This window comes from Marinomonas shanghaiensis, from assembly GCF_003259175.1.
Taxonomy (GTDB): domain Bacteria; phylum Pseudomonadota; class Gammaproteobacteria; order Pseudomonadales; family Marinomonadaceae; genus Marinomonas; species Marinomonas shanghaiensis.
This window is the reverse complement of the sequence record NZ_QGOK01000017.1, coordinates 1-24,164: the sequence shown is the minus strand read 5'-3', so window position 1 is coordinate 24,164 and position 24,164 is coordinate 1. Positions and strand designations below refer to the sequence as shown.

At 42.5% G+C, this 24,164-nt stretch carries 19 protein-coding genes and 1 riboswitch; of the genes, 8 read left to right on the top strand and 11 right to left on the bottom strand.

The window, feature by feature from the left end:
• Positions 1-11: 11 nt before the first annotated feature.
• From DKT73_RS13950 to hldE, 7 genes are all read right to left on the bottom strand, one after another.
• On the bottom strand, positions 12-905 hold the full coding sequence (locus DKT73_RS13950; RefSeq protein ID WP_111639172.1) for a glycosyl transferase: 894 nt from the start codon (positions 903-905) through the stop codon (positions 12-14).
• A 423-nt stretch (positions 906-1,328) separates the two neighbouring features.
• Complete coding sequence (locus DKT73_RS13945; protein WP_232827884.1) at positions 1,329-1,961, bottom strand: thiamine ABC transporter ATP-binding protein; 633 nt, start codon at positions 1,959-1,961, stop codon at positions 1,329-1,331.
• Between the two features lie 58 nt (positions 1,962-2,019).
• Positions 2,020-3,612 carry a thiamine/thiamine pyrophosphate ABC transporter permease gene (gene thiP, locus DKT73_RS13940; protein WP_232827883.1) on the bottom strand — a complete coding sequence of 531 codons (1,593 nt, stop codon included), beginning with the start codon at positions 3,610-3,612 and terminating at the stop codon, positions 2,020-2,022.
• An 11-nt stretch (positions 3,613-3,623) separates the two neighbouring features.
• Positions 3,624-4,637 (bottom strand): thiamine ABC transporter substrate binding subunit, encoded by a 1,014-nt coding sequence (gene thiB, locus DKT73_RS13935; protein ID WP_111639170.1) that lies wholly within the window; start codon positions 4,635-4,637, stop codon positions 3,624-3,626.
• A gap of 80 nt (positions 4,638-4,717) precedes the next feature.
• A riboswitch (TPP riboswitch) is annotated at positions 4,718-4,837 on the bottom strand.
• Between the two features lie 22 nt (positions 4,838-4,859).
• Complete coding sequence (locus DKT73_RS13930; RefSeq protein ID WP_111639169.1) at positions 4,860-6,086, bottom strand: 3-deoxy-D-manno-octulosonic acid transferase; 1,227 nt, start codon at positions 6,084-6,086, stop codon at positions 4,860-4,862.
• A gap of 2 nt (positions 6,087-6,088) precedes the next feature.
• The gene (gene msbA, locus DKT73_RS13925) at positions 6,089-7,879 is read right to left on the bottom strand and encodes a lipid A export permease/ATP-binding protein MsbA (protein WP_111639168.1); all 1,791 of its coding nucleotides are present in this window, start codon (positions 7,877-7,879) and stop codon (positions 6,089-6,091) included.
• A complete protein-coding gene (hldE, locus tag DKT73_RS13920) occupies positions 7,880-9,307 on the bottom strand; it encodes a bifunctional D-glycero-beta-D-manno-heptose-7-phosphate kinase/D-glycero-beta-D-manno-heptose 1-phosphate adenylyltransferase HldE (RefSeq protein WP_111639269.1) in 1,428 nt (475 codons plus the stop codon).
• Positions 9,308-9,403: 96 nt separating this feature from the next.
• On the opposite strand from hldE, the gene DKT73_RS13915 reads away from it, so the two are divergent.
• The 5 genes from DKT73_RS13915 to DKT73_RS13895 all read left to right on the top strand — a co-directional run bounded on the left by DKT73_RS13915 (position 9,404) and on the right by DKT73_RS13895 (position 14,530).
• Positions 9,404-10,552 (top strand): AGE family epimerase/isomerase, encoded by a 1,149-nt coding sequence (locus tag DKT73_RS13915; RefSeq protein WP_111639167.1) that lies wholly within the window; start codon positions 9,404-9,406, stop codon positions 10,550-10,552.
• A gap of 58 nt (positions 10,553-10,610) precedes the next feature.
• Positions 10,611-11,558: an ADP-glyceromanno-heptose 6-epimerase gene (gene rfaD, locus DKT73_RS13910; RefSeq protein ID WP_111639166.1), complete on the top strand. Its 948-nt coding sequence runs from the start codon at positions 10,611-10,613 to the stop codon at positions 11,556-11,558.
• Complete coding sequence (waaF, locus tag DKT73_RS13905) at positions 11,551-12,555, top strand: lipopolysaccharide heptosyltransferase II (protein ID WP_111639165.1); 1,005 nt, start codon at positions 11,551-11,553, stop codon at positions 12,553-12,555. Before rfaD ends, waaF begins: the two co-directional genes overlap by 8 nt.
• A gap of 121 nt (positions 12,556-12,676) precedes the next feature.
• The gene (locus DKT73_RS13900; RefSeq protein ID WP_111639164.1) at positions 12,677-13,462 is read left to right on the top strand and encodes a glycosyltransferase family 2 protein; all 786 of its coding nucleotides are present in this window, start codon (positions 12,677-12,679) and stop codon (positions 13,460-13,462) included.
• Positions 13,463-13,480: 18 nt separating this feature from the next.
• On the top strand, positions 13,481-14,530 hold the full coding sequence (locus tag DKT73_RS13895; protein ID WP_111639163.1) for a glycosyltransferase family 4 protein: 1,050 nt from the start codon (positions 13,481-13,483) through the stop codon (positions 14,528-14,530).
• 33 nt (positions 14,531-14,563) lie between these two features.
• Here DKT73_RS13895 and DKT73_RS13890 read toward each other — a convergent pair whose 3' ends face one another.
• Positions 14,564-16,390 (bottom strand): DUF3413 domain-containing protein, encoded by a 1,827-nt coding sequence (locus DKT73_RS13890; protein WP_111639162.1) that lies wholly within the window; start codon positions 16,388-16,390, stop codon positions 14,564-14,566.
• A 689-nt stretch (positions 16,391-17,079) separates the two neighbouring features.
• Between DKT73_RS13890 and DKT73_RS13885 the strand changes: the two genes are divergently transcribed.
• Entirely contained in the window at positions 17,080-17,397 is a 318-nt protein-coding gene (locus DKT73_RS13885; RefSeq protein ID WP_111639161.1) for a hypothetical protein, read from the top strand.
• A gap of 66 nt (positions 17,398-17,463) precedes the next feature.
• Here the strand turns inward: DKT73_RS13885 and DKT73_RS13880 are convergent, their stop codons facing one another.
• Positions 17,464-18,300, bottom strand: a complete 837-nt coding sequence (locus DKT73_RS13880; RefSeq protein ID WP_111639160.1) for a sulfurtransferase — start codon at positions 18,298-18,300, stop codon at positions 17,464-17,466.
• Between the two features lie 123 nt (positions 18,301-18,423).
• Here DKT73_RS13880 and DKT73_RS13875 point away from each other — a divergent pair, with 123 nt between their 5' ends.
• Positions 18,424-19,182 (top strand): TlyA family RNA methyltransferase, encoded by a 759-nt coding sequence (locus tag DKT73_RS13875; RefSeq protein WP_111639159.1) that lies wholly within the window; start codon positions 18,424-18,426, stop codon positions 19,180-19,182.
• Between the two features lie 48 nt (positions 19,183-19,230).
• Here the strand turns inward: DKT73_RS13875 and DKT73_RS13870 are convergent, their stop codons facing one another.
• Together DKT73_RS13870 and lon are read right to left on the bottom strand one after the other, a co-directional pair.
• Positions 19,231-20,610, bottom strand: coding sequence for an MATE family efflux transporter (locus DKT73_RS13870; protein ID WP_111639158.1), 1,380 nt, complete (start codon positions 20,608-20,610; stop codon positions 19,231-19,233).
• Between the two features lie 148 nt (positions 20,611-20,758).
• The gene (gene lon, locus DKT73_RS13865; protein WP_111639157.1) at positions 20,759-23,197 is read right to left on the bottom strand and encodes an endopeptidase La; all 2,439 of its coding nucleotides are present in this window, start codon (positions 23,195-23,197) and stop codon (positions 20,759-20,761) included.
• A 268-nt stretch (positions 23,198-23,465) separates the two neighbouring features.
• Here lon and upp point away from each other — a divergent pair, with 268 nt between their 5' ends.
• Positions 23,466-24,122 carry a uracil phosphoribosyltransferase gene (gene upp / locus DKT73_RS13860; protein ID WP_111639156.1) on the top strand — a complete coding sequence of 219 codons (657 nt, stop codon included), beginning with the start codon at positions 23,466-23,468 and terminating at the stop codon, positions 24,120-24,122.
• Positions 24,123-24,164: the final 42 nt, after the last annotated feature.

Here is a 24,164-nt window from a genome sequence, read left to right as displayed (position 1 = left end):
ATTTTAAATACTTAACGGAATCTAATATTATAGTAATCTATTAATTTTTCAAATTGAGAATCATTACCACCTTTCTTTACATTAAAACTTGCAAGACCTATATCTCTATTTCTCTTTAGAGCCAAACCACCATCAGAATACGAGGTTTTTTTACATAGTGTATCATTTTTTATTGCCATTATTTTAAGCCATAAATCATCTGCAGTCGGACTCAAATACTGAAATAAATCAACATTTACCGCATCAGAGTGCAACGAATTTGGTGGATAAATTATCCCTCCACAACCTGTTAACATTACATCATGCGAGCTAACTTCATCTAAAATATCATAATCCCACTCCTTATATAGTTTAGGAGTATGGTCTTCATTAAATTTTATTCGATGCCCTCTATGTCCAATTATTTCACCCGGAAATGCTTTCTGCTCTCTTATTAGAATATCTATTGTATTATTGGAATATAAAACATCATCATCCATAGTTATAATATATGCATCCGGATAAAGTTTTAATGCAGGAATTATTTTCTTATAAGACTTGTAATTAGGACAAAACTTTATTTCAAGCCCCCTGTCAACTTGATTTAAAAGTAATCTTGGAATATTTTCACTTGAAAACTCGTTTTCATCTAGCCAAAGAATTACTCTATCAGGTCTAACTGATTGCTGAGCAATTGACTCTATAACCAGGTGCACTTCATGGATTTTCTTTGAAAACGTTGTCAAACTAACAATTGTTTGATTATCAAGCTTACATTCGTCAGCAATTAATTTTCTATCTGAGTTGAGAGCCATATTCTGAAGATATTCAATCCTCACCTCAGTTTTAATATGAGACTGAATATCCCTCATATTACGAAAAATAATTTTCCTTTGTTTGATTTTCTTAATAATCCTAGATATCATATCTCCTCCAAAATCATGCATATTTTAAAATAAAAATCGAGTCAATATAAAAATCTTTTCAATTTTAAAAGTAAAGGTAAAAGACATCATAAAAACACAGTAATCAATCCACTAATTATATACAGTTTTTTTAAAAAAAAGAAACACCTACATTATACCTGACTGAAAAACTATTTTTTAGAAAATGTAACCTATCAGAATTTAGCCAAATAAGTTCACTAAATTCTTTGTTGAGTATACCAACAGGGCGAGAGCGTGAACGTTTTCCGAGCGGTGAGGCCCAACATTATTGCTCATAAAATAGACAGAAAGATGAGAACTTAACTAATACGCAATAGATGTATTCAAAATTGAGCTGTAATTTTCGCCATAAAACATCGATATAGATTGAAAAATGAGCAAATTGATTGGTTATTAAAGCACTTACGCTCCCACCCTGGACAAACCAAGGTAGTTTAAAAATAACGGATGAGGGTCTAGCTGAGAAAGCACAGACACTGGCTCATGGGCCGCTATTCGCCCCTGCTCAATCAAGATTACTCGCCCACCCACCAGACTAGCCTCATAGGGCAAATGGGATACTAATAGAGTCGTTAAGCCAAACTCCATTGTTACCTCATTAACCAGATGCAGCATTTCTTCTCGCAAAGAGGGGTCCAAAGCACTAAAAGGCTCATCCAATAACAAGATAGGTTTTTTCCGCACAAGCGCCCGCGCAATAGCGACTCGTTGTGCTTGTCCACCAGACAACGCCTGTGGAAAACGCTTTGCTTTATCAACTAATTGAGTTTTTTCAAGCGCCCATTGAACTCTGATTTTTTGCTCACTACTTAAAGAAAGAGAAGGTGATAAACCTATTGCCACATTTTGCCAAACGGTTAATTGTGGGAATAAATTATCACTTTGAAACAAGGTCGATATCGGTCTTTCGTAGGCGGGCAATGAAAGCAACGACTTCTCATTGAAAAAAAGCCCCCCACGCCCTTCTAAGAAACCACCTAACAGATGCAAAAGCGTACTTTTTCCTTCGCCACTGGCACCCAACAAAGTGGTCATACCGGGCTCAATATTCACGCAATAATGTGCATGAAAACGTTCCCAATCATACAAAAGATTAATGCTCAGCAAGCGACCTACCTCCGATAAAACGCGTTGCACAGTAGAATAACAACAAGCAAAGCGTTATCAACACAACCGCCACACAAGAGCCTTCTTCTAGGCGATAGGCACCTATTAATTGGAACAAATACAATGGCAGAGACACCAAACCTTGACTACCAAACAAAGCAATAACGCCCATATCACCTAAAGAAAGCAACAATGCATAACCAAATGCTTGCGCCACCCCCTTGCGAATTAAAGGCCACTCCAGTTGCCAACGAGACCACGCCTGAACCCCCAAACTAAGGTACACATTTCGAAAACGTCTTTCTTGCTGGTACATAACTGGCATTAAGGCACGCAGCACAAATGGCAACGCCATTACCGCATTCACCCACACCACGACCCAATAGCTCGACTCAAGCCCCCATCCTACCTCTCGTAAGGTCAAAAACAACCCTGTGGCTATCACCAAGCCAGGCACCATTAAAATCATATTCCCCAGATGCTCAATTTTATTTGGCAAACTTGCCACATAGCGACGCGCCACACAAAAACGCGCTAACACACTAAAACACACGCCAAGCAATAAACTGATCAAGGCAGCAGGAATAGCAATTTGCAAAGAAACCAATACTGCTCGCCAAAGAGCTGGTGACAGTAAGGTGTCCAAAAAAAGAGGGGAAAAAATCGGCTCAAAAATCGCTAGAAAAGGCGGAATCACCAATACAAAAGCACATCCTAACGCCACAAAATCCACGAATCTCGCCCAGAGAGAATCTTTGAGTAAATAGCTTGTTGCCCGCAAAACGCTCACATCTTGGCGATTCACAGGGGCTATTCGATACACAATGGCAGCAAAAAACGTGCATATAAACACTTGCAACAGAGCCAGAAAGCTGGCTTTATTAAGATCAAAATCAAACCTAAGTGCCTGATAAATAGCTACTTCCAACGTACTAAACTTTGGCCCTCCCCCCAAGCTCAATACCACAGCAAAGCTGGAAAAACACAACATAAAAATCAACACAAAAGCGCCAGGCAGAACTTTTTTCATATAATGCCATTCGATCCAGCGAAAGGCCGCCAAGCGAGAAAAGCCCAACTGTGAAGCTTGCCGCCATTGACCTGAGGGAATCAAATCGTATCCTTGCAATAAGAGACGCACAGCCAAGGGCATATTAAAAAAAACATGGGCCAATAAAATACCCGTTAAACCGTATAAAGGAACTTGCACCCCAAACAATTGGTTAAACCACCCTGCACGACCATATACCACAACCAATCCTAAAATGGCCACAATCGTTGGCACAACCATAGACACAGAAAACAATTGCAGTAACGCTGCACGTCCATAAAACTGACGATGAATGAGACAGGAAGCAACCGGAATCGCTAACAACAAACTTAATCCACTGCTTAACAAAGCCTGCCATAAAGAAAAGCGCACCACACGCCAAAGATAAGGCTGCTGAAGAAAGCCAAACCATGAATGTGGTTCACTATACCGAAACAGAGCCGACAAACTGGCCGCCCCCATCAAAAGGAAAAAGCCAACACCCAAAAGTGCTGGCAATAACGTTTTAATCGCTCGAAAAGACAACAAGCTAACGCCTATTATCGAGTTGTGGCATTCAGCCACTCATCCACCCAAGCGCGACGATCATCAGCAACCTCTTCTGCTGGCAACACTAGATTTTTACTGGGTTGCAAAGCACTGTCAAAGGCCGCTGGCAAGGCTTCATCTAAAGCAATCACTGGTAACATCCAATTTCCTGTCGCAACAGTCGACTGAAAGCCAGGCTGTAAAATAAACGCCATAAACTGCTTTGCTAATTCTGGATGAGGCGCATTCTTCATCATCGCAGCCACTTCAATTTGCGGATAATGCCCTTCACTTGCCATCGCTGCCTGATACTTAGTTTCACCTTCAGCAACTATGTGGTAAGCAGGTGAGGTAGTATAACTTAACACCACATCCGCCTCACCTTTCAAAAACATACTGTAGGCATCCGACCAGCTTTTCGTGACGGTCACAGTATGACGTGCCAAACGCTGCCATGCATCTGCCGCCTCGTCACCATAAACCGATTTCATCCATAACAACAATCCGAGTCCTGGTGTACTGGTTCTTGGATCCTGATAGATCACGCGCAAGCTCTGATTATCAACCACATCTTTTAAGCTAGTGGGTGGAGTTTGAAGCGTTTCAGCGTTATAAATAAACGCAAAATGCCCGTGATCAAAGGGGACAAAAAAACGATCCGACCAACCACCAGAAACCGTGACATGAGAGGTATCAACAGAATGCTCCGCCAATAGCCCGGTTTTCTCAGCCGCCACCATTAAATTAAGATCCAACCCTAGCAACACATCCGCCTGAGACGATTTACCTTCTAGCTGAGCACGAGACAAAATACCAACAGAAGAGTCCAACGCGACAAAATTAACTTCGCATGCACACTCTTTCTCAAAATTGGCTTTTATTTTAGGACCCGGCCCCCAGTCCGACGCGAACGAATCATAGGTATATATATTGAGAGTGTCTTTAGCAAACATCAAAGGCGAAAAAGTCACGCCAAAACTGACAACGGCTGCAGTGAAAAGAGTATTTAACGAAGATGTCTTCAAGGTGTCGCTCCTAAAATAAGTGAGCGGCGTACAGGGGAAATGGCAAGTGATACGGTTGTGCTACCCATAAATATCGGCAGTGTAACTTGCTATCTCGATTCCTACGCCAGCATAATCTGGATCAGGTTCGGTGGGTTAGCGATAAAACCGCTTCTCAGCTCTAGCACGTATTAAATGCTAAAGCACCCCATGAGATATTGAACGCTTATTGTAAAGAGTCATTCAACGGAAGTCTATTTCCGTCAACACACGAGTGACCGCTCCTTGGTTTTTTTCAGCAAAACGCAAGGCCGTTTGTCCCAATCGGTAACGTTGGGAAGCTTGGCCAGCAAGATCCAGCACAACACTTTCAAGCTGCTCCGCATCTTGGCAACGAACCGCACCATTCACTTGCAATAGCTGATCGGTAATATCAGCAAAGTTAAAGGTGTAAGGACCAACCAAAATGGTTTTACCCAGCAAAGCTGGCTCAATAGGATTATGCCCTCCTCGTTTAATCAAACTGCCGCCGACAAAAGCCATGTCCGATGCCTGATAGTAATACATTAGCTCCCCCATGGAGTCACCAATGACCACATCAAAATCAGACCATTGCGCAAGCGGAATTTGACTGCGAAGTGCCACCCGATCAAATGACTGCTTAGCCAGAGCATACACAGCCTCAAAGCGTTCAGGATGACGAGGAACAAGCAACAACAAAGCATTAGACTGTTTCTGTAAAAGCGCCTTGTGAGCGCGTAATAACATTTCATCCTCACCCTGATGAGTACTTCCACCGACCCAAACAAAGCGAGAACCAAGCTGGCGACGCCAATTTGCTTGGAATACCTCAGCTGACACAGCAAGATCAAATTTAATACTGCCTGTCACCAACACTTTTTTTGCACCCAGAGCGTCAAAGCGCTCCGCATCCGCTTGAGCATGAGCCAAAAAGCAATCTGGCAAAGCAAACAAAGGACGAGACACCAGCGAAAACTTTTGATATCGCAAGAAAGATCGCTCACTCAAGCGTGCGTTAACCACTTCAACACGCAACCCCTGTCGTTTTGCCTGTTGTAATAAATTAGGCCAAAGCTCCGTTTCAACAACCAGTAAATGCTTACAAGTTAATTGCTTCAAGGCTCTTTTCACACTGCAACGCCAATCCATCGGCAAATAACGGTGCTCAGCGAATGGGAACGCCTTAGCCACTTGCTCCGCCCCTGTTGGCGTCATTGTCGTCATCAAAAGACGACGAGTAGGAAATTTTTCACGCCATTGCAGCACCAATGGCCGAACAGCCAGCACTTCTCCAACCGACGCGCAATGAATCCATAAATCGGCTTCTACTGAAGGCCAAAAACCAAACGCCTCTTTGGCACGGTAAGCTGTATAATTTTTTTTGAACTGTCGAATTTTTAACAAGACAATAGGCGTCAATAATAAGAGTACCGCTCGATATAACCACATAACTACAGAGGTATCTCACTAAATTGCTGATTATGAAGTTGTGCATACGCACCATTCTTCGCTAACAATTCGCTGTGTGAACCTTGCTCTATGATTTCACCATGATCCACAACGGCAATAATATCCGCGTTCTCAATGGTGGATAACCGATGAGCAATAGCAATGGTAGTGCGATTCGCCATCAACCCATCCAACGCCGCCTGAATAGCCCGCTCGGACTCCGTATCCAGTGCCGAAGTGGCTTCATCTAAAATCAAAATTGGCGCATTTTTTAATATGGCTCTCGCAATCGCAATACGCTGACGCTGACCACCCGATAACAACACGCCATTCTCGCCAACCATAGTATCCAAGCCATGATCTAATTCTTGAATAAAGTCCCATGCGTTGGCCGCTTTCGCTGCTTCGACCACATTCTCTATCGCGGTATCACGCAAGGAACCATAAGCGATATTCTCTCGAATGGTGCCATTAAAAAGCACAACCTGCTGATTGACCAAAGCAATATTAGAACGCAATTCGGTTAGCTTATAATCATTGATCGCCACACCATCTATGCTTAACAATCCATCATCAACATCATAAAAACGAGCAATCAGATTTGCTATGGTCGACTTACCACTACCCGAACGTCCTACTAATGCCAAGGTCTTGCCTGCTGGCAAAGACAAATTGATATTGGTCAGCGTTTGCTTCTCCGCACCGGGGTATTTAAATGACATATCACGCCATTCAATATGACCTTTAAAAGCAGTCGTTGTAGCTTGTCCTTTATCGACTTCTTCTGGCAGATCAAGAAAATCAAAAATACTGTAAGAGGCAGCAATACCCTTTTGCAAAATGCTGTTTACATCCGTTAATTGACGAATCGGCTTACCGAGCATACCAGCCGCCGTCAAAAAGGCGATGAAATCCCCTGGAGACATATGAGAACTAATGGATGGGCTCAACGCAAACCAGATCAAAATGGCCATCATGACAGCCAAAATAAACTGTACAATCGGAATATTAAGAGACTTAGTCATTTCCATTTTTAACTGAGAGCGGCGGTTTTCATGAGCCGCTTTATGAAAGCGCTCAATCTCGTATTCACTGCCACCAAAAATTTTCACCACTTCATGCCCTTTGATGGCTTCGGAAGCGACGTCTGTCACCCCACCCATGGCATTTTGAATACGCGTACTCAGCTTACGAAACCGTTTAGATGCATAAGAAACCACCAAGCCGATTAAGGGCACGACCAACAAGAATAACAGGGAGAGACGCCAGTTCATGTAGATCATATAACCTAATAAACCCACCACGGTTAGACCTTCACGCAATAAGACCCGTATTGCCTGAGTGATCGAGCCAATAACCTGTTCGGTATCGTAAGTTAACTTGGCGAGCAGCCGACCTGTAGGGATGGAGTGATAATAACTAGAAGGCAAAAGCACAAGTTTATTAAACATATGGGTCCGCAAATCAAACACCACATTATTGGCGACCTTGGCCATAAAATAGTTGCCTAAAAAGGTACCAACACCACGAGCAATAAACACCCCTAAAATTGCCATTGGAATTAACAGTCGACTCTCGGAAATATTACCCGCAGAAACGATGTCAACAATATGCTTTAAAAGAGCCGCTAAGGCAGGTTCCATTGCAGCGTAAATAACATAACCTATGACGCTAAGCAGCAAATACACCCAAGACGAACGCACATAGCCTAATAGACGAAAATAGATTTGCACGCTAGACGCGGGAACTTTTTGAAGCGGTATTTCAGTCTCAATGTTTTCTTTATCTTGCATTTATAGGTTCGCTTTTTCGATAATCGCCGTGGTGGAATACCCATCAACAAAAGTTAACACTTTCACCTCACCACCATGAGCCAACACATGCTCAGCACCAACAATGGTTTCTATGGTGTAATCACCGCCTTTCACCAAAACATCAGGCGTTAAAAATTCAATAATTTCTTTCGGTGTATCTTCGTCAAACCAGGTCACCCAATCAATCGCACCGACCCCCTCAAGTACTGACATACGGTGAATCAAGTTATTAATGGGGCGCTTCTCCCCTTTAAGACGCTTCACCGAGGCATCGGTATTAACCGCCACAATAAGTCGATCACCAAGTGCTTTGGCCTGCTTCATGTAGGCAACATGGCCTGGATGAAGAATATCAAAGCAACCGTTGGTAAACACAATTCTTTCTCCGTTCATTTGCGCCAACTTTATTTGCGCCAATAAATCTTCTGGAGACAACACACCAAAATTTGTACTGTGCGAGCGCTGAAACATAATTGCGTCCAGTCGTTCTGCACTAATGGAAGCGGTTCCTAGCTTACCAACGACATAACCAGCCGCTTGATTGGCGTACTCCACCGCATCAATAAAACGCTTACTTGTTACATACACCGCCGTCAGCACAGCGACCACAGTATCGCCAGCGCCAGTCACATCAAAGACCTCTTTGGCAGCGGTCGCCAATGAAAAAGGAGGCTTACCTTCACTGAACAAAATCAGCCCCTCTTCACCACGCGTTACCAACAAGGCTTTCCAACCAAATTGTTCACGAAGCGCCTTGGCTTTTGCCTCTAACTCTTTACTCGAATGACATTTACCAACAATCATTTCGAATTCAAGCAAATTTGGTTTTACCAAGGTCGCGCCTTGATAAATTGAAAAGTCATTGCCCTTTGGATCAACAAAACTCGGAACGTTCACGGCATTAGACAGCTTAATCAGCGTTTGCACATCCGCTAAAGCGCCTTTTGCGTAATCGGAAAAAATCACCGCATCAGAGTCAGGTAAACATTCTTTCACGACTTTCGCTAATGCTTCATTCTGTGAAAGACTGTCTTCACGCTCTTCAAAATCCAAACGAATAAGCTGTTGGTGACGACTCATTACTCGCAATTTCGTAATGGTTGGCAAGTTTTCTGAGCGAATAAAGCGACAGTTTACTCCCTCTTTTTCTAAACACTGAGTAAGAATATCAGCATTCTCATCCTGGCCGACCACACCCACTAAGGTGACAGACACCCCCAATTTGGCCAAACCAAGCGCAACGTTCGCTGCACCACCAGGGCGATCTTCAATATTGGAGACCTTCACTACTTGCACAGGCGCTTCAGGAGAAATGCGTGAGGTACCGCCATGCCAGTAGCGATCTAACATGACATCCCCAACAACTAGGATGTGTTTATCTTTAAAATTTAGATACGAAGAGTTCATAGCCACATAATAATCGATTTTTAGAGGCACTCATCTTATCATACTCCCTCACCAAGTTGGACATAACTAAAACATACGAAATAAGGCTTTTACACAATGCTGAATTCCGCTCTTTTATCCAGCCAATCTTTTGTATTCGATGGTCTACTGAAAAATTGGTCTCTTCACGGCATCAATACAGAACAAGGGTTCAGCTATGAGAGCATGACGCATAACTGGACAAACAACGCTGTTGGGCGCGTTCGTTTATTAACTCAATGCCGTCAACTCTATACTTTTAGTCACGCCTGCCAGCTCAGAAATAGACCTGAATGGGAAGCAATGCTGCCCGCTCTTTTTCATTTTATCGTCACGCACTACTATGTTAACAAACGCTGGATTTTTTCATTAAACGACGATCTCTCTATCAAAGATAGGCAGTCAGACGCTTACGCGCTTGCCTTTGTGCTACTCTCTTTTAGCCACTACTATAGGGTAACAAAAGATGATCGTGCCCTTACCTTAATGAAAAAAACGCACCGTTTCTTATTGGATAATATGCAAGCACAGTCGGGGGGCTTTTATGAGTCTTATCCCGTTGATGAGACACAAATTCGTCGCCAAAACCCACATATGCACTTATTAGAAGGCTATGTTGCCGCATTCCAAACAACGCAAGATGAAGATTACAAAAAAGCCATTCACTCTCTGCTCTCACTGGCAATGAAGCATTTTTATCACAAAGAAACAAAAACTTTACGTGAGTTCTTCAGCGCTGACTGGCAGCTGGACGAAAAAACGGGTCATCAAGTCGAACCTGGCCATCACTTTGAATGGGTGTGGTTGCTTTACCAAGCTAATAAAATATTGCCGAATTCTGACTACACAGATTTAGCACAAGAGTTATGGCGGACAGCAACAAAGCATGGATTGGCTGAAAACGGCGGGATATATAATCAAATAGACGGTAATACCTATTTACCTATCGATAAAGAAAAACGTATTTGGCCTATCACCGAATACCTTAAGGCCATCACCGTTATGCCAATCGGTAGAGAAGAAAAAGTCCACCGCGTAGAAACTGCGTTAAGCTTTATACAAGAGTTCTATTTACTGCCAAATGGGCGTTGGAATGAATATCTTAATGACGATAATTCTGCAAAAGACTTTCCACTTCCCGGAACGAGCAGCTATCATATTTTTCTCGGCCTTACAGAAGTGATAGCATGGGCAAAAATGGGTAATGATTTAAAAGATTCTTTTTAGGTATAGGGTCTCGCTGTAAAGGCCTACTTAACAAAGACAACGATAGGACACATAAGTTATGTATATAGTCACTGGTGGCGCCGGATTCATTGGCAGCAATATCATCAAAGCCTTAAATAACAAAGGCATTAAGAACATCCTTCTCGTCGATGACCTGACAGACGGAAAAAAATGTCTAAACTTATCCGATCTTGATATTGCCGATTACATGGATATGTACGATTTTTTAGACGCTATCCAGCATGATACATTGGGCATTAACCCCATAGCGGTGTTCCATGAAGGCGCGTGCTCAGCGACCACCGAATGGAACGGCAAATATGTCATGGACGTAAATTACCAATATTCAAAAGCGGTCTTGGATTTTTGCTTAAAGCATGACGCCCCCTTTTCTTATGCATCATCGGCTTCGGTTTACGGCTCTGGTCCGATTTTCCAAGAATCCCGTGAAAACGAAAAACCGCTTAACATGTATGCTTATTCCAAATTTCAATTTGATCAATACATTCGTGCTGTGTTGCCAAAAGCAAAAAGCCAGATCGTTGGTTTCCGCTATTTCAACGTGTATGGGCCTCGAGAGCAGCATAAAGGCAGCATGGCCAGCGTTGCTTTCCATCTTCGAAACCAAGTACTAGCAGGCGAGAACCCAAAATTATTTGGTGCCTACGATGGCTATGAAGCAGGCGGTCAAAGCCGAGACTTCATTTATGTTGAAGACCTCGTCAACACCAAACTTTGGTTCCTTGAAAATCCAGAAAAATCTGGAATTTTCAATCTAGGCACAGGCAAAGCAGAGCCTTTCCGCACGATCGCTGAAACCGTCATTGCCCATTATAACAAAGGTGAAATTGAATACATCCCGTTCCCTGAACACTTGAAAGGTGCTTATCAAAGCTTTACTGAAGCAGACATCAGTAAACTGCGTGACGCAGGTTATAAGGGTAACTTTCGCGGATTAGCACAAGGTGTTCAGGACTACTTAGGTTGGCTCGATACACATGGCTAAATATTTAATTGTCGGCCCATCCTGGGTAGGTGACATGGTAATGGCACAAAGCCTCTTTATTACCCTAAAACAGCGTGATAAGGAGGCCATTATTGACGTCATAGGCCCTAACTGGTCGTCACCTATTTTAGCTCGCATGCCAGAAGTAAGACACGCCATTACTCTACCAACAGGTCATGGTGAATGGGGCATCAGCACACGCCGGACACTAGGCCACTCCTTACGTTCTGAACAGTATGATCAGGCTATTGTTATGCCTCGCTCATGGAAATCAGCACTGGTTCCTTTTTTTGCTAAGATACCACATCGTGTTGGCTTTACGGGTGAGCAGCGTTTTGTGTTGCTTAATGAGCGTCGCAAGCTCGATAAAAATATTTTAAATCAAACCGTTAAACGCTTTACGTCGTTAGGATTACCCAAAGAGATCGCTTATCCACCCTTGGATATTCCGCCTCCTGCTTTGAATGTTGACCTAGAGAATCAAAAAAACCTTTATCAACAGCATAATCTGTCAAATAGACCAGCCATCGCCCTCATGGCAGGCGCAGAATTTGGTCCCTCCAAACAATGGCCTATTGACTATTTTCACGCACTGGCCAAAAGTGCCATCGACGCAGGTTATCAAATATGGGTTTTGGGCGGACCAAAAGACGCTGAAGATGGTGATGCGATAGCCAAGGGGCTGGGTGAGTTTGCCCATAATCTATGCGGTAAAACGAAACTCGTTGACGCTATTGATCTCCTCGCGGCGGCCGAAAAAGCCATCAGTAACGACTCAGGATTGATGCACATCGCAGCCGCTGTAGGAACAGAAGTTCACGGCATCTATGGCTCAACCAGCGAAAAATTCACCCCACCACTAACGAATAACAAAACCATTCATAATCTCCACCTTGAGTGTTCTCCATGTTTTAAAAGAACGTGCCCATTGGGTCATACCAATTGCCAAACTCAGCTCACCCCAGACATGATCATAAGGACAGTGATTTCTCCATGAATCTTGTATTGCTTAAAAATGGGCATATTTTGTAGTCTATGCCTAGATATATTATAAAAATTTTTGCTATGTATAGCAGGTTATAATTCAGAAATATCGTCAATATATTAAAGAGCCAAGCATGAAAATTTCAGGCAATATCATCACCCTTAACGAAGAAAAAAACATCGCAGCCTGTATAACATCCATGCAAACAGTATGCGATGAAATTGTTGTCGTCGACTCGGGCAGCACAGACAACACCATCGAAATTGCTCGTAGTCTAGGGGCTATTGTGGTAAATCAGCCTTACTTGGGCGATGGCATACAAAAAAATGTCGCACTAAAACATACCAGTAACCAATGGGTATTGAGCTTAGATGCTGATGAGCGCTTAACACCAGAAATGACCGCAGCCATACTAAAACTAGACTTAGAGTCCTCTCACATCGAAGGTTATTCTTTTCGCAGACAAAACATGATTGGTAATCGTTGGATAAAACACTGCGGTTGGTATCCTGATCGTTGCATCCGTTTATACGATACAAACAAAACCCGCTTTGCAGATGTTAAACAACACGCCAGTGTTCAAACGAAAAATGTAAAAAATATTGATGCGGACATCATTCATTATTCTTTTAAAAATATTGGTGAATTGTTTGCTAAACCAGGCCGTAACTTTAGTGGAAGAGCGGCCAAAATAATGTATGCAAAAGGCAAACGAGCTAATGCATTCTCTCCTTTCACTCATGGTCTAAATGCTTTTATCCGCAAGTATATTTTTCAGCGAGGCTTTATGGGCGGCGTCGATGGAATGACCGTTGCTTTAAGCGCAGCCGTAAATAGCTATTTAAAATACGCAAAGCTACTTGAATATCAACGAGATCCCAGCGTCACCCAACAAGACGACTTCAAAAACATTTGGTAATAAAACAGGCGATATACCTTGAGCAAAACGTTAACCGTACTTCACGTCAATCTCGCCAAAGGCTTCCGTGGCGGAGAAAGACAGACAGAGCTGCTTATTCGAGCACTTGCAAAGCACTTTAATAGCAAGCAACTGCTTGCATGCCGGGAAGATTCGCCTCTACGAGACAGGCTAGCTGATGTTGATAATTTGTCATTCGTGATCGCAAATCATCAACTCTCAGGACATTACGCAACCCCTAAAGTCGATATTGTTCATGCTCATGAAGCAAAAGCCGTACATTGGGCCTATGTCCATAAACTCTTAAAAAATACACCTTACATCATCACTCGTAGAGTGGACACCGCCGTAAAAGACAAGTGGTTAAATCAAAAGACATACCGAAATGCGTCCGCATTAGTCGGTATATCAACGCTTATCGCTAAGCAAATTCGAGACAAACAATGGGGGGAGGTTTATCAAATTCCGAGTACCCTTGCCCACTTAGAGAGCAATCCCGAAGAAGGCGAACGATTCCGACGTGCATTCCCAGGCAAAACCATTGTTGGTCACGTGGGTGCATTGGTTGACAAACACAAAGGACAAAAAGTACTTATTGAGGCCGCGGCTTTATTGGAAAAAAGTCATCCGAACCTACAATTTGTCTTTTTTGGTGACGGGGCAGACAAAGATGAACTCGAATCCTTATCAAAAGAAATGAAAAATGTTAGTTGGATGGGGTTTAAATCAAAGATTGGTGACTATTTGCCCTACTTTGACCTATTCGCCTTTCCCTCTCGAAACGAAGGCTTAGGATCAACCCTATTAGATGTAATGGATGCGGGCGTACCTATTATTGCCTCTAATGTCGGCGGCATTCCAGACATTGTTATTGATAATGAAACAGGAATACTTGTTCCCGTAAATGATAGCTCAGCATTAGAAGCTGCCATTATCAGGCTTTCAAATGATAAGCCCCTTCAAGCTAAATTAGTAGAAGGTGCAAAAAAACAACTCGAAAACTACACACCAAAGAAAATGGCTGAAAGCTACACATCTCTTTATCAAAAAATAACGGCTGAAGGTTAATTCCTTCAGCCGTTATTAGCATCCAATTTATTACTATTTTTTAAAACGGCTGATACTTTCTAGCGCTTCTTTCAAATAAATATAGTTAGGCTCAGCCTCTTTTTTCACTCGGTTAGTAAGATCATATATTTTATATTGACCTCCTGCACCGACTTCTAAAATACTATCATCACTGATCATGGCATAGCCTGAATAGCTAGAGGAAAGTACCCAGTCTCTTCTACTATTATCGTGTAATAGATCAATTCCTTCAGAGTAAGTGTCTACAGGACTACTAACTCCAAGATAATTTTTCATTAATGTTGGAACAACATCTTCATGACTGGTTAAAGTATGACTAATACTAGGGTTCTTAGAAGAGAAACCAGGACCAACAATAACAAAAGGAACATGAATCTGTGCCGCTGTAAAGTTGCTATTATGCCCCCAATAATTCAATTTATTATCATTTAATTCTTGGGCATGATCACCTGTAATAACCAAAATAGTATTTTCTGCTTCACCACTTCTTTTTAGCTCATCCAATACCTTTTTAGCTAAATCATCGACATAACGCACACTGGTCTTATATCGATTCATAAAAAGAGTTGGATCAGTATCATTATTAAGAGCCAAGTAGTTAACGGCACTCAACATGGGCTCATATTTTTTATCAAAATCACTTGGGAAATCATAGCCATGTGGAGCATCGTAAAAAAGAAACGAAAAAGTCGGTTTCGATTTGTCTCTGAGTTGATACCAGCGTAGCCAATCTTCCGTCAAACTCTCATCCCTTTTGGCTGGAGAGTCTCCTTCCGAGCGCAAGCGTAAGTTATTAACTTTAGAAAATACAGTTCGATTAAACTCTGGATCTGTCAAAGAGGCAGAGGCAAAAATTCCTAACTGATATTGCAATTCCTGCAATCTATCCATAAAGACAGGGGACTTTTGATTTGACAATACTGACTGCCAATAAGTACCAGGCAGACCGTAGAAAAGGCCAAAAATACCTGTGCGAGTGGCATTTCCAGTAGACATATGATTTGAAAAAGCAACGCCATCTTGGGCATAAGACCACAAGTTAGGTGTGTTATCCGCATTAAAAGTATCAAAACGCCACGAGTCTATTACCAAAAATAGAATGTTTACAGGCTTGTCTACAGAAACAGTACTGAGTGTTTCTATTGGATAATTAAGATTACTGCTGACTTTTAAAGAAAGTGCTTTTTGCTGAGCCAATGCTTCTTCATCAATCCAACCATGCTTACGCATAAAGCTATTTGCCGTAGCAGGCTGAAAGAGCGGCAAATAGCTTTTGCTTATAGTAACAGGCTGATAAGCATTGGCTGCTGCCCAAATGTGAATAATATTACTCGCCAAGATACATAGAAAAAATAAGGAAACAAAATATCTTTTTTTGATCATTTTTCCTGTACGTGCAGTAAGAAAATTCAATAAAAAATATTCAACAGACAATATAACAAAAAATCCAATTATTGCGATCAGCCAAGTGAGAATAGAAAAATCGACCACATCACCTGAAAAAACCAGCTTCAGAACCACTTCATTAATATGAAACCGATATTGAGCAAAAACAAAGGTGTCTATCAGCAGTAAAAATAAGGCAGCAGATGCAAATAAGCTCACAAAGAGATAAAATACTTTTCTAGGCAAGAAAACGAAGAAAAAAACAATAAAACCTAATATTCCCCCCAATAGCGCCATTTGCCCTATTAAGCCCGTCACAATGAAAGAAACGCCTAATATATCTGTCGGAAACTCTGGTAAGAACGAAAAATACCGTAGAGATAAAAAAATAGATATAAAGATGTTAATTATTAAAAAATAGCCAAAAACAGAACGTTTACTACTAACAGCCATAACAAAACCCAAAATATAAGATTAATAGTATAAGTAAAAATATTTACTTAAAAATCTACGCTACATAAATCACATGCATAAACCTTGCTTTTCACATCAAGGATATCTTCCGTCATTCGATTCATACCAATTACATAAGAGAATTTTTTATATTTCTCTAATTTTCATTACTTTTTAATTAAAAAACCTCTCTCTGAAAGAGAAGGGTTATAAACAACCGACTATTCTTTCACTTTAATACGTTTCATAGTTTCCTGAATTGCCGAAGCCCTAAATTTTTCTAATCCAGCCTCCATCACTAAACGGAAAAAACCTACCAATTTAGAATTATCCTTAAAAATAGACTCGACCATAGAGACTTTTCGTGTCGTATTCTCGTACACAATCGCTTGCCTTAAATTATTAGGCTATGCAACGAAAGTTACGGCTTAGCAACCTTCACCAAACCGCCCTAGGGACGATGATTGTAGTATTTGAGATGCGAACCTAGCTTGTTTCAGGCACGGCTATTATCATTGCACCTACCCTTTAATTATAAAGATAGAATTTGTACTTAAAAGACGCTATTTTACAGTTTGTACCATAATTAAAAATGCCAAATCATGTTTTTTTTGAATGACATCCAAAAAGTCGGTAAGTAAATAGAGAACACCAAAGCAAATATCCATAAAAACAACAAGGAGTTCCATATGAAATTTGAACTGGTCGATCGTCAAGGCTATATCCCTGATCTACACTATGGCGCGGCAGGACAAGAGCTTGCGTGCTTTGTTCCCAGCGACTATCCTTTTCAACAAATCAGCTACGATAATGGCGAAGGTGAAGTCATTATCGACAAACACTCTTGGTACTTTTTCTTCACCCAAGAAGGCATTGGCATCAAATTAATGGACGGTATTGTCACCTTGAAAGAAGCAGAACGCTTCTTACACGCCATTAAGTCACATATCTGGGGAGAAACTCACCAACAAGTGCAAATTTTCATGGCGGGTGCCACGCCGAAATAGTCGCCATCCTTGCAACAACGCCACTTAGCCTCTAATTGAGGCTAAGTGTATCAAACGTAAATAAGATTACGATGTTAATGCTCTTAGCATTCTCTTCGACCACTGACTCCATGATCCTACATACACTTGTTTTGCCTCTATTCCTGCATAATTTAGGGCTAAAACATTATGACAAGCGGTCACACCAGATCCACAGTAATACACGTATCCATCACCATTATTGGACAGCCAATCTTGCCACTCAACATGTAATTGCTCAGCGGGTTTAAAATACCCTTCAGGGTCTAAATTATCCAAAAAAGGGCGATTAATGGCACCGGGAATATGCCCAGCAACAGGATCGATGGTTTCATTTTCGCCATTAAAGCGATCTGCAGCCCGTGCATCGACCAACTGAAATTGATGTGTTTCGAGGTTTTCAACAATGGCTTGCTCACTGATTGCCCAAGGAAAGGATACCTTAAGTTGATTCGATATCGGCTTTGCCACTCCAGGCACGACAGAAATGTCTTTACCTTGCTTACGCCAAGCCGGAAAACCACCATTTAATACTCGAACAGGGATATTTTGCTGGCTAAGCATCCACCAAGCACGCGCGGCAATTGCTCCTCCCATATCATCGTATACCACGACCTGAGAATTGACATCAATGCCCCAATCTTGCAGCTGCCTCGAGAAAACCTCTTCATCTGGCAAAGGGTGTCGACCAGTCTGTGCGGTTTCTGCTGAGGCCAACTCATGATGTACATCCACAAAAAGAGCCCCAGGAATATGGCCCTTATCATATTCAGACTTACCTTTAGCGTGGTCGGTCAAATAAAATCGACAATCTAAAACCACTACATCCGGCTGCCCAAGCAATATGGCCAGTTCATTTGTATTTATTAGCGTTTTTAATAACACAGGCTTTTCCTCAGACAGTCATCCACGGTCTTAAAACAGACCTTTCTGTTGGTTTAAATCTACTTTGATTATGTATTTTTTGCTAATATTCACCACCGTTATCTTACTATCGAGTCTTTTTTTATGTTACGCATCGACCTAATTCTTACCGAGCAAGGCCTTGCCAAATCGCGCTCACAGGCTCAAGCCTTTATCAGTGAAGGGCGAATATCGTACAAACAGAACTCACAGTGGATAAAAGTAACCAAACCTAGCTTAAAACTCGCCTCGGATGTCGAGCTTAACCTTACCGAGGATGAGGCCGATAAATATGTGTCTCGCGGTGCATTAAAGCTAGAAGGCGCGCTACGGCATACTCAATTAAACATCAATGGCTTCCACGTCCTAGATATCGGCCAATCTACCGGAGGCTTTAGTGACTGCGCGGTTCAACACGGCGCAAAAAAAGTTGTTGGTATCGAAGTCGGCCATGACCAGTTAGACCCTCGTCTGCGTAACCATCAAAAGATTGTCTGTTTAGAAGGGATTAATGCGCGTCACTTATCAATTGAAGACTTACAGGGACATTTTCCTGAAAACGGCTTTGACCTCGCTGTCATGGATGTCTCCTTTATCTCTCAAACTAAAATTTTGCCGCAACTGTCAAGTTTGCTCACGACACATGGGCATCTTATTACTCTGGTTAAACCACAGTTTGAGGTAGGAAAGGAATTTATTGGCAAAGGAGGCATTGTGAAAAACAAGCCGCGCGTAGACAAACTCGAACAAGACATGAAAGCGTTCGTCAGTGCGCTTGGCTTTGACGTAAGGTGTTATATTGAAAGCCCTATTAAAGGCGGGGATGGCAATCAAGAATTTTTACTTTGGGCCACCCGACTCTAGTAAACGCAGTAGAAGGTTAACATATCACCATTACGAATCACGGCATTTTCAAAGAATTTCATCATAACTATGATGGTTGCTAGGCAATATTTCTTGAGCTTCTTTTTCTTCCAGCTCAGCAATATAATTTCTCGCCATGCAAAAACCCAAACAGCCAAAAATCACAGAGCCAATAGCTTGCCCAAAAAGTATCCCTTCTGCGCCCATAAAAAGGGAGAAAACAGTGATCAATGGCCATGTACCCAATGTGGCACGACCAAAGTTCAATAAGGTGCTGGTTAAAGGTTTACCTAGGTTATTAAAAACAGCAATCGCAATAAATAACAAACTTTGGAAGAAAAAACTAAAGGAGACAAACGTCGCAAAGAACCGAATGATGTCAGCACTGCCTTGTGTTGCATTAAAAGTCACCACCAACCAATCTTGTATTTGATACAAGGCGAAACACAATACCAAACAATACCCAAACGCATACACCACAGCACTACTGATGGTGCTGTGCATCCTGTCAAAACGCCCAGCGCCATAATTCTGCCCCAAGATGGGCCCAACCGCTCCAGACAAAGCAAACACCCCGCCAAAAACAACCGGAATAATCCGCCCAATAATGGCAACAGCCGCCACCGCATCGTCTCCAAAGGACGCGGTATGCTCCATCACAATCGCGTTTGCTAATGGCGATGACATATTCGTCAGCATAGCAGGGACTGCGATCATTGAGATGACTGGCACATCTTTGAAAAAGTCCATCAGATCAAATTCACCAAGCATCTTATGGACGTGCACGACACCGTAATAAGACACCGCCACCATAGAAAAGCGTGCAATCAACGAAGCAATCGCTGCGCCTTGAACCCCTAATCCAAAAGCAAAAATAAAAATAGGGTCCAACACCGCATTCACCAGTCCTCCCACCAGAGTGGCATACATAGCACGACGCGCATCGCCTAAGGCCCGCATTATTCCAGAACCTATCATACCGATCATAACCGCTGGCATGCCAATCACCAGAATTTGCAAATAATCAGTGGCTAAATCTAAAGTTCGGCCCGTTGCGCCAATATACAATAAAATATGAGGGATATTTGACCATAAAAACCAAACAACAGCAGACGAAAATACCATCCCAAATGCCAATACATTGACAGCACGACGCTTGGCAAGCTCGACATTCCCTTCACCAATGGCTTTTGACACCAAGGCGGTTGCAGAAATAGACACCGCAATGCTCAAAGAAATGGTAAAAAACATAATGGTGCTGGCAAAACCCACCGCAGCCACAGCTTCCTTCTCACCCAGCATAGAAAGAAACAGCATGTCGACCAGATCAACCAAGAACATACACATTAGGCCTAACGCGCCAGTGGCTGACATGCTTACCACATGCTTAAACGTTGAACCTTGTGTGAGTTTTGCCTGACTGGGCATTGTTTTCCCCTAAAAATGACGCCTGTCCAGAAGGCAGATGACGCGCCAAACAATAAAAAACCGGACAAGCAAAACTTATCCGGTTCGGTATTTTCTCATGTATAACGAAGAGAGAAAATATTTACTTTGCTGTTATGCTCTCTCTACCCTAATGGATAGATGTATTTCCTCGATTGAAGACAATTTTTTCCACGTCCGCGAATCGTTCAGCAAAATGCACCGTCATCCCCTCTTTTACCGATTCTGGCAATTCTTCAAAATCACGACGGTTTGGCTCTGGCAAAATCACTTCACTGATCTTACTACGCTTAGCAGCGATGATTTTCTCGCGAATCCCGCCCACAGCAAGCACTTGCCCGGTCAGGGTTAATTCTCCTGTCATGGCCAGCCCACGACGTACTGGCTCACCTTTCGCTAAGGATAACAACGCAGTCGCCATGGAAATACCGGCACTTGGACCATCTTTTGGTGTTGCTCCCTCAGGCACATGCAAATGCACAAGGCTCTTATCAAAAAACTCAGGGGCTTTCTGATAACTCTTCGTATGAGAAAATACATACGAATAAGCAATTTCCGCAGACTCTTTCATAACATCGCCCAGCTTACCTGTGAGTTTCAAGCCGCGCGTTAATTCATGCACTTTATTGGCTTCAATCGGCAAAGTGGCTCCTCCCATGGAAGTCCAAGCCAAACCGGTTACCACACCAACTCCTTGCAATGTTTTTTCAGGTCGGAAATAAGGCATACCCAATAAGGTTTCAACGTCCTTAACACCAATACTGATGCGTTCTTTTTCGCCCGTCATCAGTTCAACCACACATTTGCGCAATACTTTTTGCAGCAACTTATCCAGTCCTCGAACACCTGCTTCGCGGGCATAATGTTCGATGATGTGGCGTAAGGCCGCGTCGGTAATATTGAGCTGTTTTTTAAGAAGTTTGTTTTTCTTCAACAATTTCGGCCACAAATGCTGTTTGGCAATCGCCAGCTTTTCGTCGCCGATATAACCAGACAAACGAATAACGTCCATTCGATCCAGCAAAGGAGGCGGAATCGTATCCAACTGGTTGGCAGTGCATATAAACAATGCCTTCGATAAATCAATACGCATGTCTAAATAATGATCTAAAAACTCACTGTTCTGCTCAGGATCCAGCGCCTCTAACAAAGAAGACGCTGGATCTCCTTGGAAGGAAGAGCCAATTTTATCGATCTCATCCAGCATGATGACAGGGTTTTCCACCTCAACATCTTTCAACGCCTGAACAAATTTACCCGGCAAGGCACCAATATAGGTACGTCGATGGCCTTTAATTTCAGCCTCATCGCGCATACCGCCTAAACTAAAACGATAGAACTTACGGTTCAAAGATTCTGCAATCGATTTGCCAATGGACGTTTTCCCCACACCAGGCGGACCAACCAGCAATAAAATGCTGCCTCCCATTTCGCCACGGTGCGCGCCTAGGGCTAAAAACTCCACAATGCGATCTTTTATATCGCCAAGCCCCGCATGATGAGACTCAAGAACGTCGCGTGCCAGTTTAATATCTAAATTATCTTTTGAATGAACACCCCAAGGTAACGCTGTTGCCCAATCTAAATAATTACGGGTCACACCATATTCTGGCGAACCTGTCTCAAGGATACTCAGCTTATGTAGCTCTTCTTGGATTTTATCGTTCACCGCTTTTGATAAAGTTTTTCCTTCCAGCCGGGCTTGAAAGGTTTCCACATCGGAGGTCCGATCGTCTTTCGAAATGCCTAACTCTTTCTGAATGACTTTCAGCTGCTCTTTTAGAAAAAAGTCTCTTTGATGCTTGCTGATCTTATCGTTCACTTCTGCGCTTATTTCATTCTGAAGACGCGCAATTTCCAACTCTTTTCTCAACAATGTAAGCGACAAATGCATACGTGCGGGGATAGAAATGGTCGCTAAAACATCATACAAATCTTCGGCTTCGGCAGAGGTAATCGACGCAGCAAAATCCGCTAATAAGCCTGACTCATTAAAGGAAAACCGCCCCAAATATTGTCTCAAATCTTCACTAAATAGCGGGTTTAAGCGAATCAACTGCTTAATCGCATCCAGTATCGCTATGGAATAAGCTTTCGATTCATCATCATTGGACTTCACATCGGTAATGTAACGTACACGAGCTAAATAAGGCGCCTCTTCACTCAACCATTCAATGACTTCGAAACGTTTCACACCTTGCGCTAAAAACGTTAATTTATCGTTTTGTTTCTCAGCTCTATGCACCCTCGCAACGCAACCAATCGCACGAAACTCATCAACAGAAGGGGCTTTTTTCGCTTTTTTATCGGCATAGACTAAACCTACCGCCGCTTGTGGGTGTTCCGCAATTCTTTCTAATGTGTCTTCCCATTGTTCAGCATCCACCATGACAGGCTGCACCTGAGCAGGAAAAAAAGGACGGCTTGAGATGGGTAAAATAAATAAAGTCTCAGGCAAAACATCATCGGGAAGCGCCAAGCCTCTAGGATCGCTGATTACCACACTCTCCTCTTCTGACATGACCTCATTTCCTTCTTGCGCATCTGAATATTGTTCGTCATCGTTCATAATACATTTCTCAATGAATCTACAGGTTCAAACTTCAAAAATAGACCTTTGCTACTTTCTACTCGGTTATATCCTATGTAATGACAATATTTTCGAAAACAACACCACCCTATACTTTTCCCAATCCTTACTCACTTCACTAACAACTAACCGTGCAGACAGGATTAGTTATTTGGTCAATACCAACTTAGTGTTATTATAAGCGCTATGATTTATACATAACTCGATCAATCTCACACTTCCAAAGTGATCAAAAAAGGAAAGGCTAATGACCCGCGATGAACTCCTTAAGGCTTACAATGATATATTTGTGATCAAACACCCTTTTGTGAAGCACAAACTCACTAGTCTTCGCGACAAAAATACCAGCACTCGTGAATTTCGTATGCTTGTAGAAGAACTCGGTACGCTAATTGGCTACGAAGCGACACGAGATTTAGAAACGACTGACGTTGAAATAGAAACCCCTCTTGAAAAAGCCATGTGTCCGGTTTTAAAAGGCAAAAAGCTTTGTATCGTTACCATCATGAGAGCAGGAAACGGCTTGGCTGAGGGCGTATTAAAATTATCACCGTCTGCTCGCGTGGGACACGTCGGTTTGTATCGTGACCCTGAAACCAAACAGCCAGTCGAATATTATTTGAAAATGCCACATTCGGTTAACGAACGTACCATTATTGTGGTTGATCCTATGCTTGCAACGGGCAATTCTGCGATCATGGCGATCGAAAAAATGAAAGACATGGGTGCGACCGATATTCGTTTCATCTGTTTGTTTGCCGCACCTGAAGGGATTCAAGCATTTAAAGCCGCCCACCCAGACGTTGCCATGTACATAGGCTCAATCGATCGAGGACTTGACGAGCACGCCTATATTCGCCCAGGTGTCGGCGATGCAGGAGATCGTATCTACGGCACGCGCTAAGCCGCGACGTCTGTGTCGTCCTAAAATAGGTTGACAGTTTTT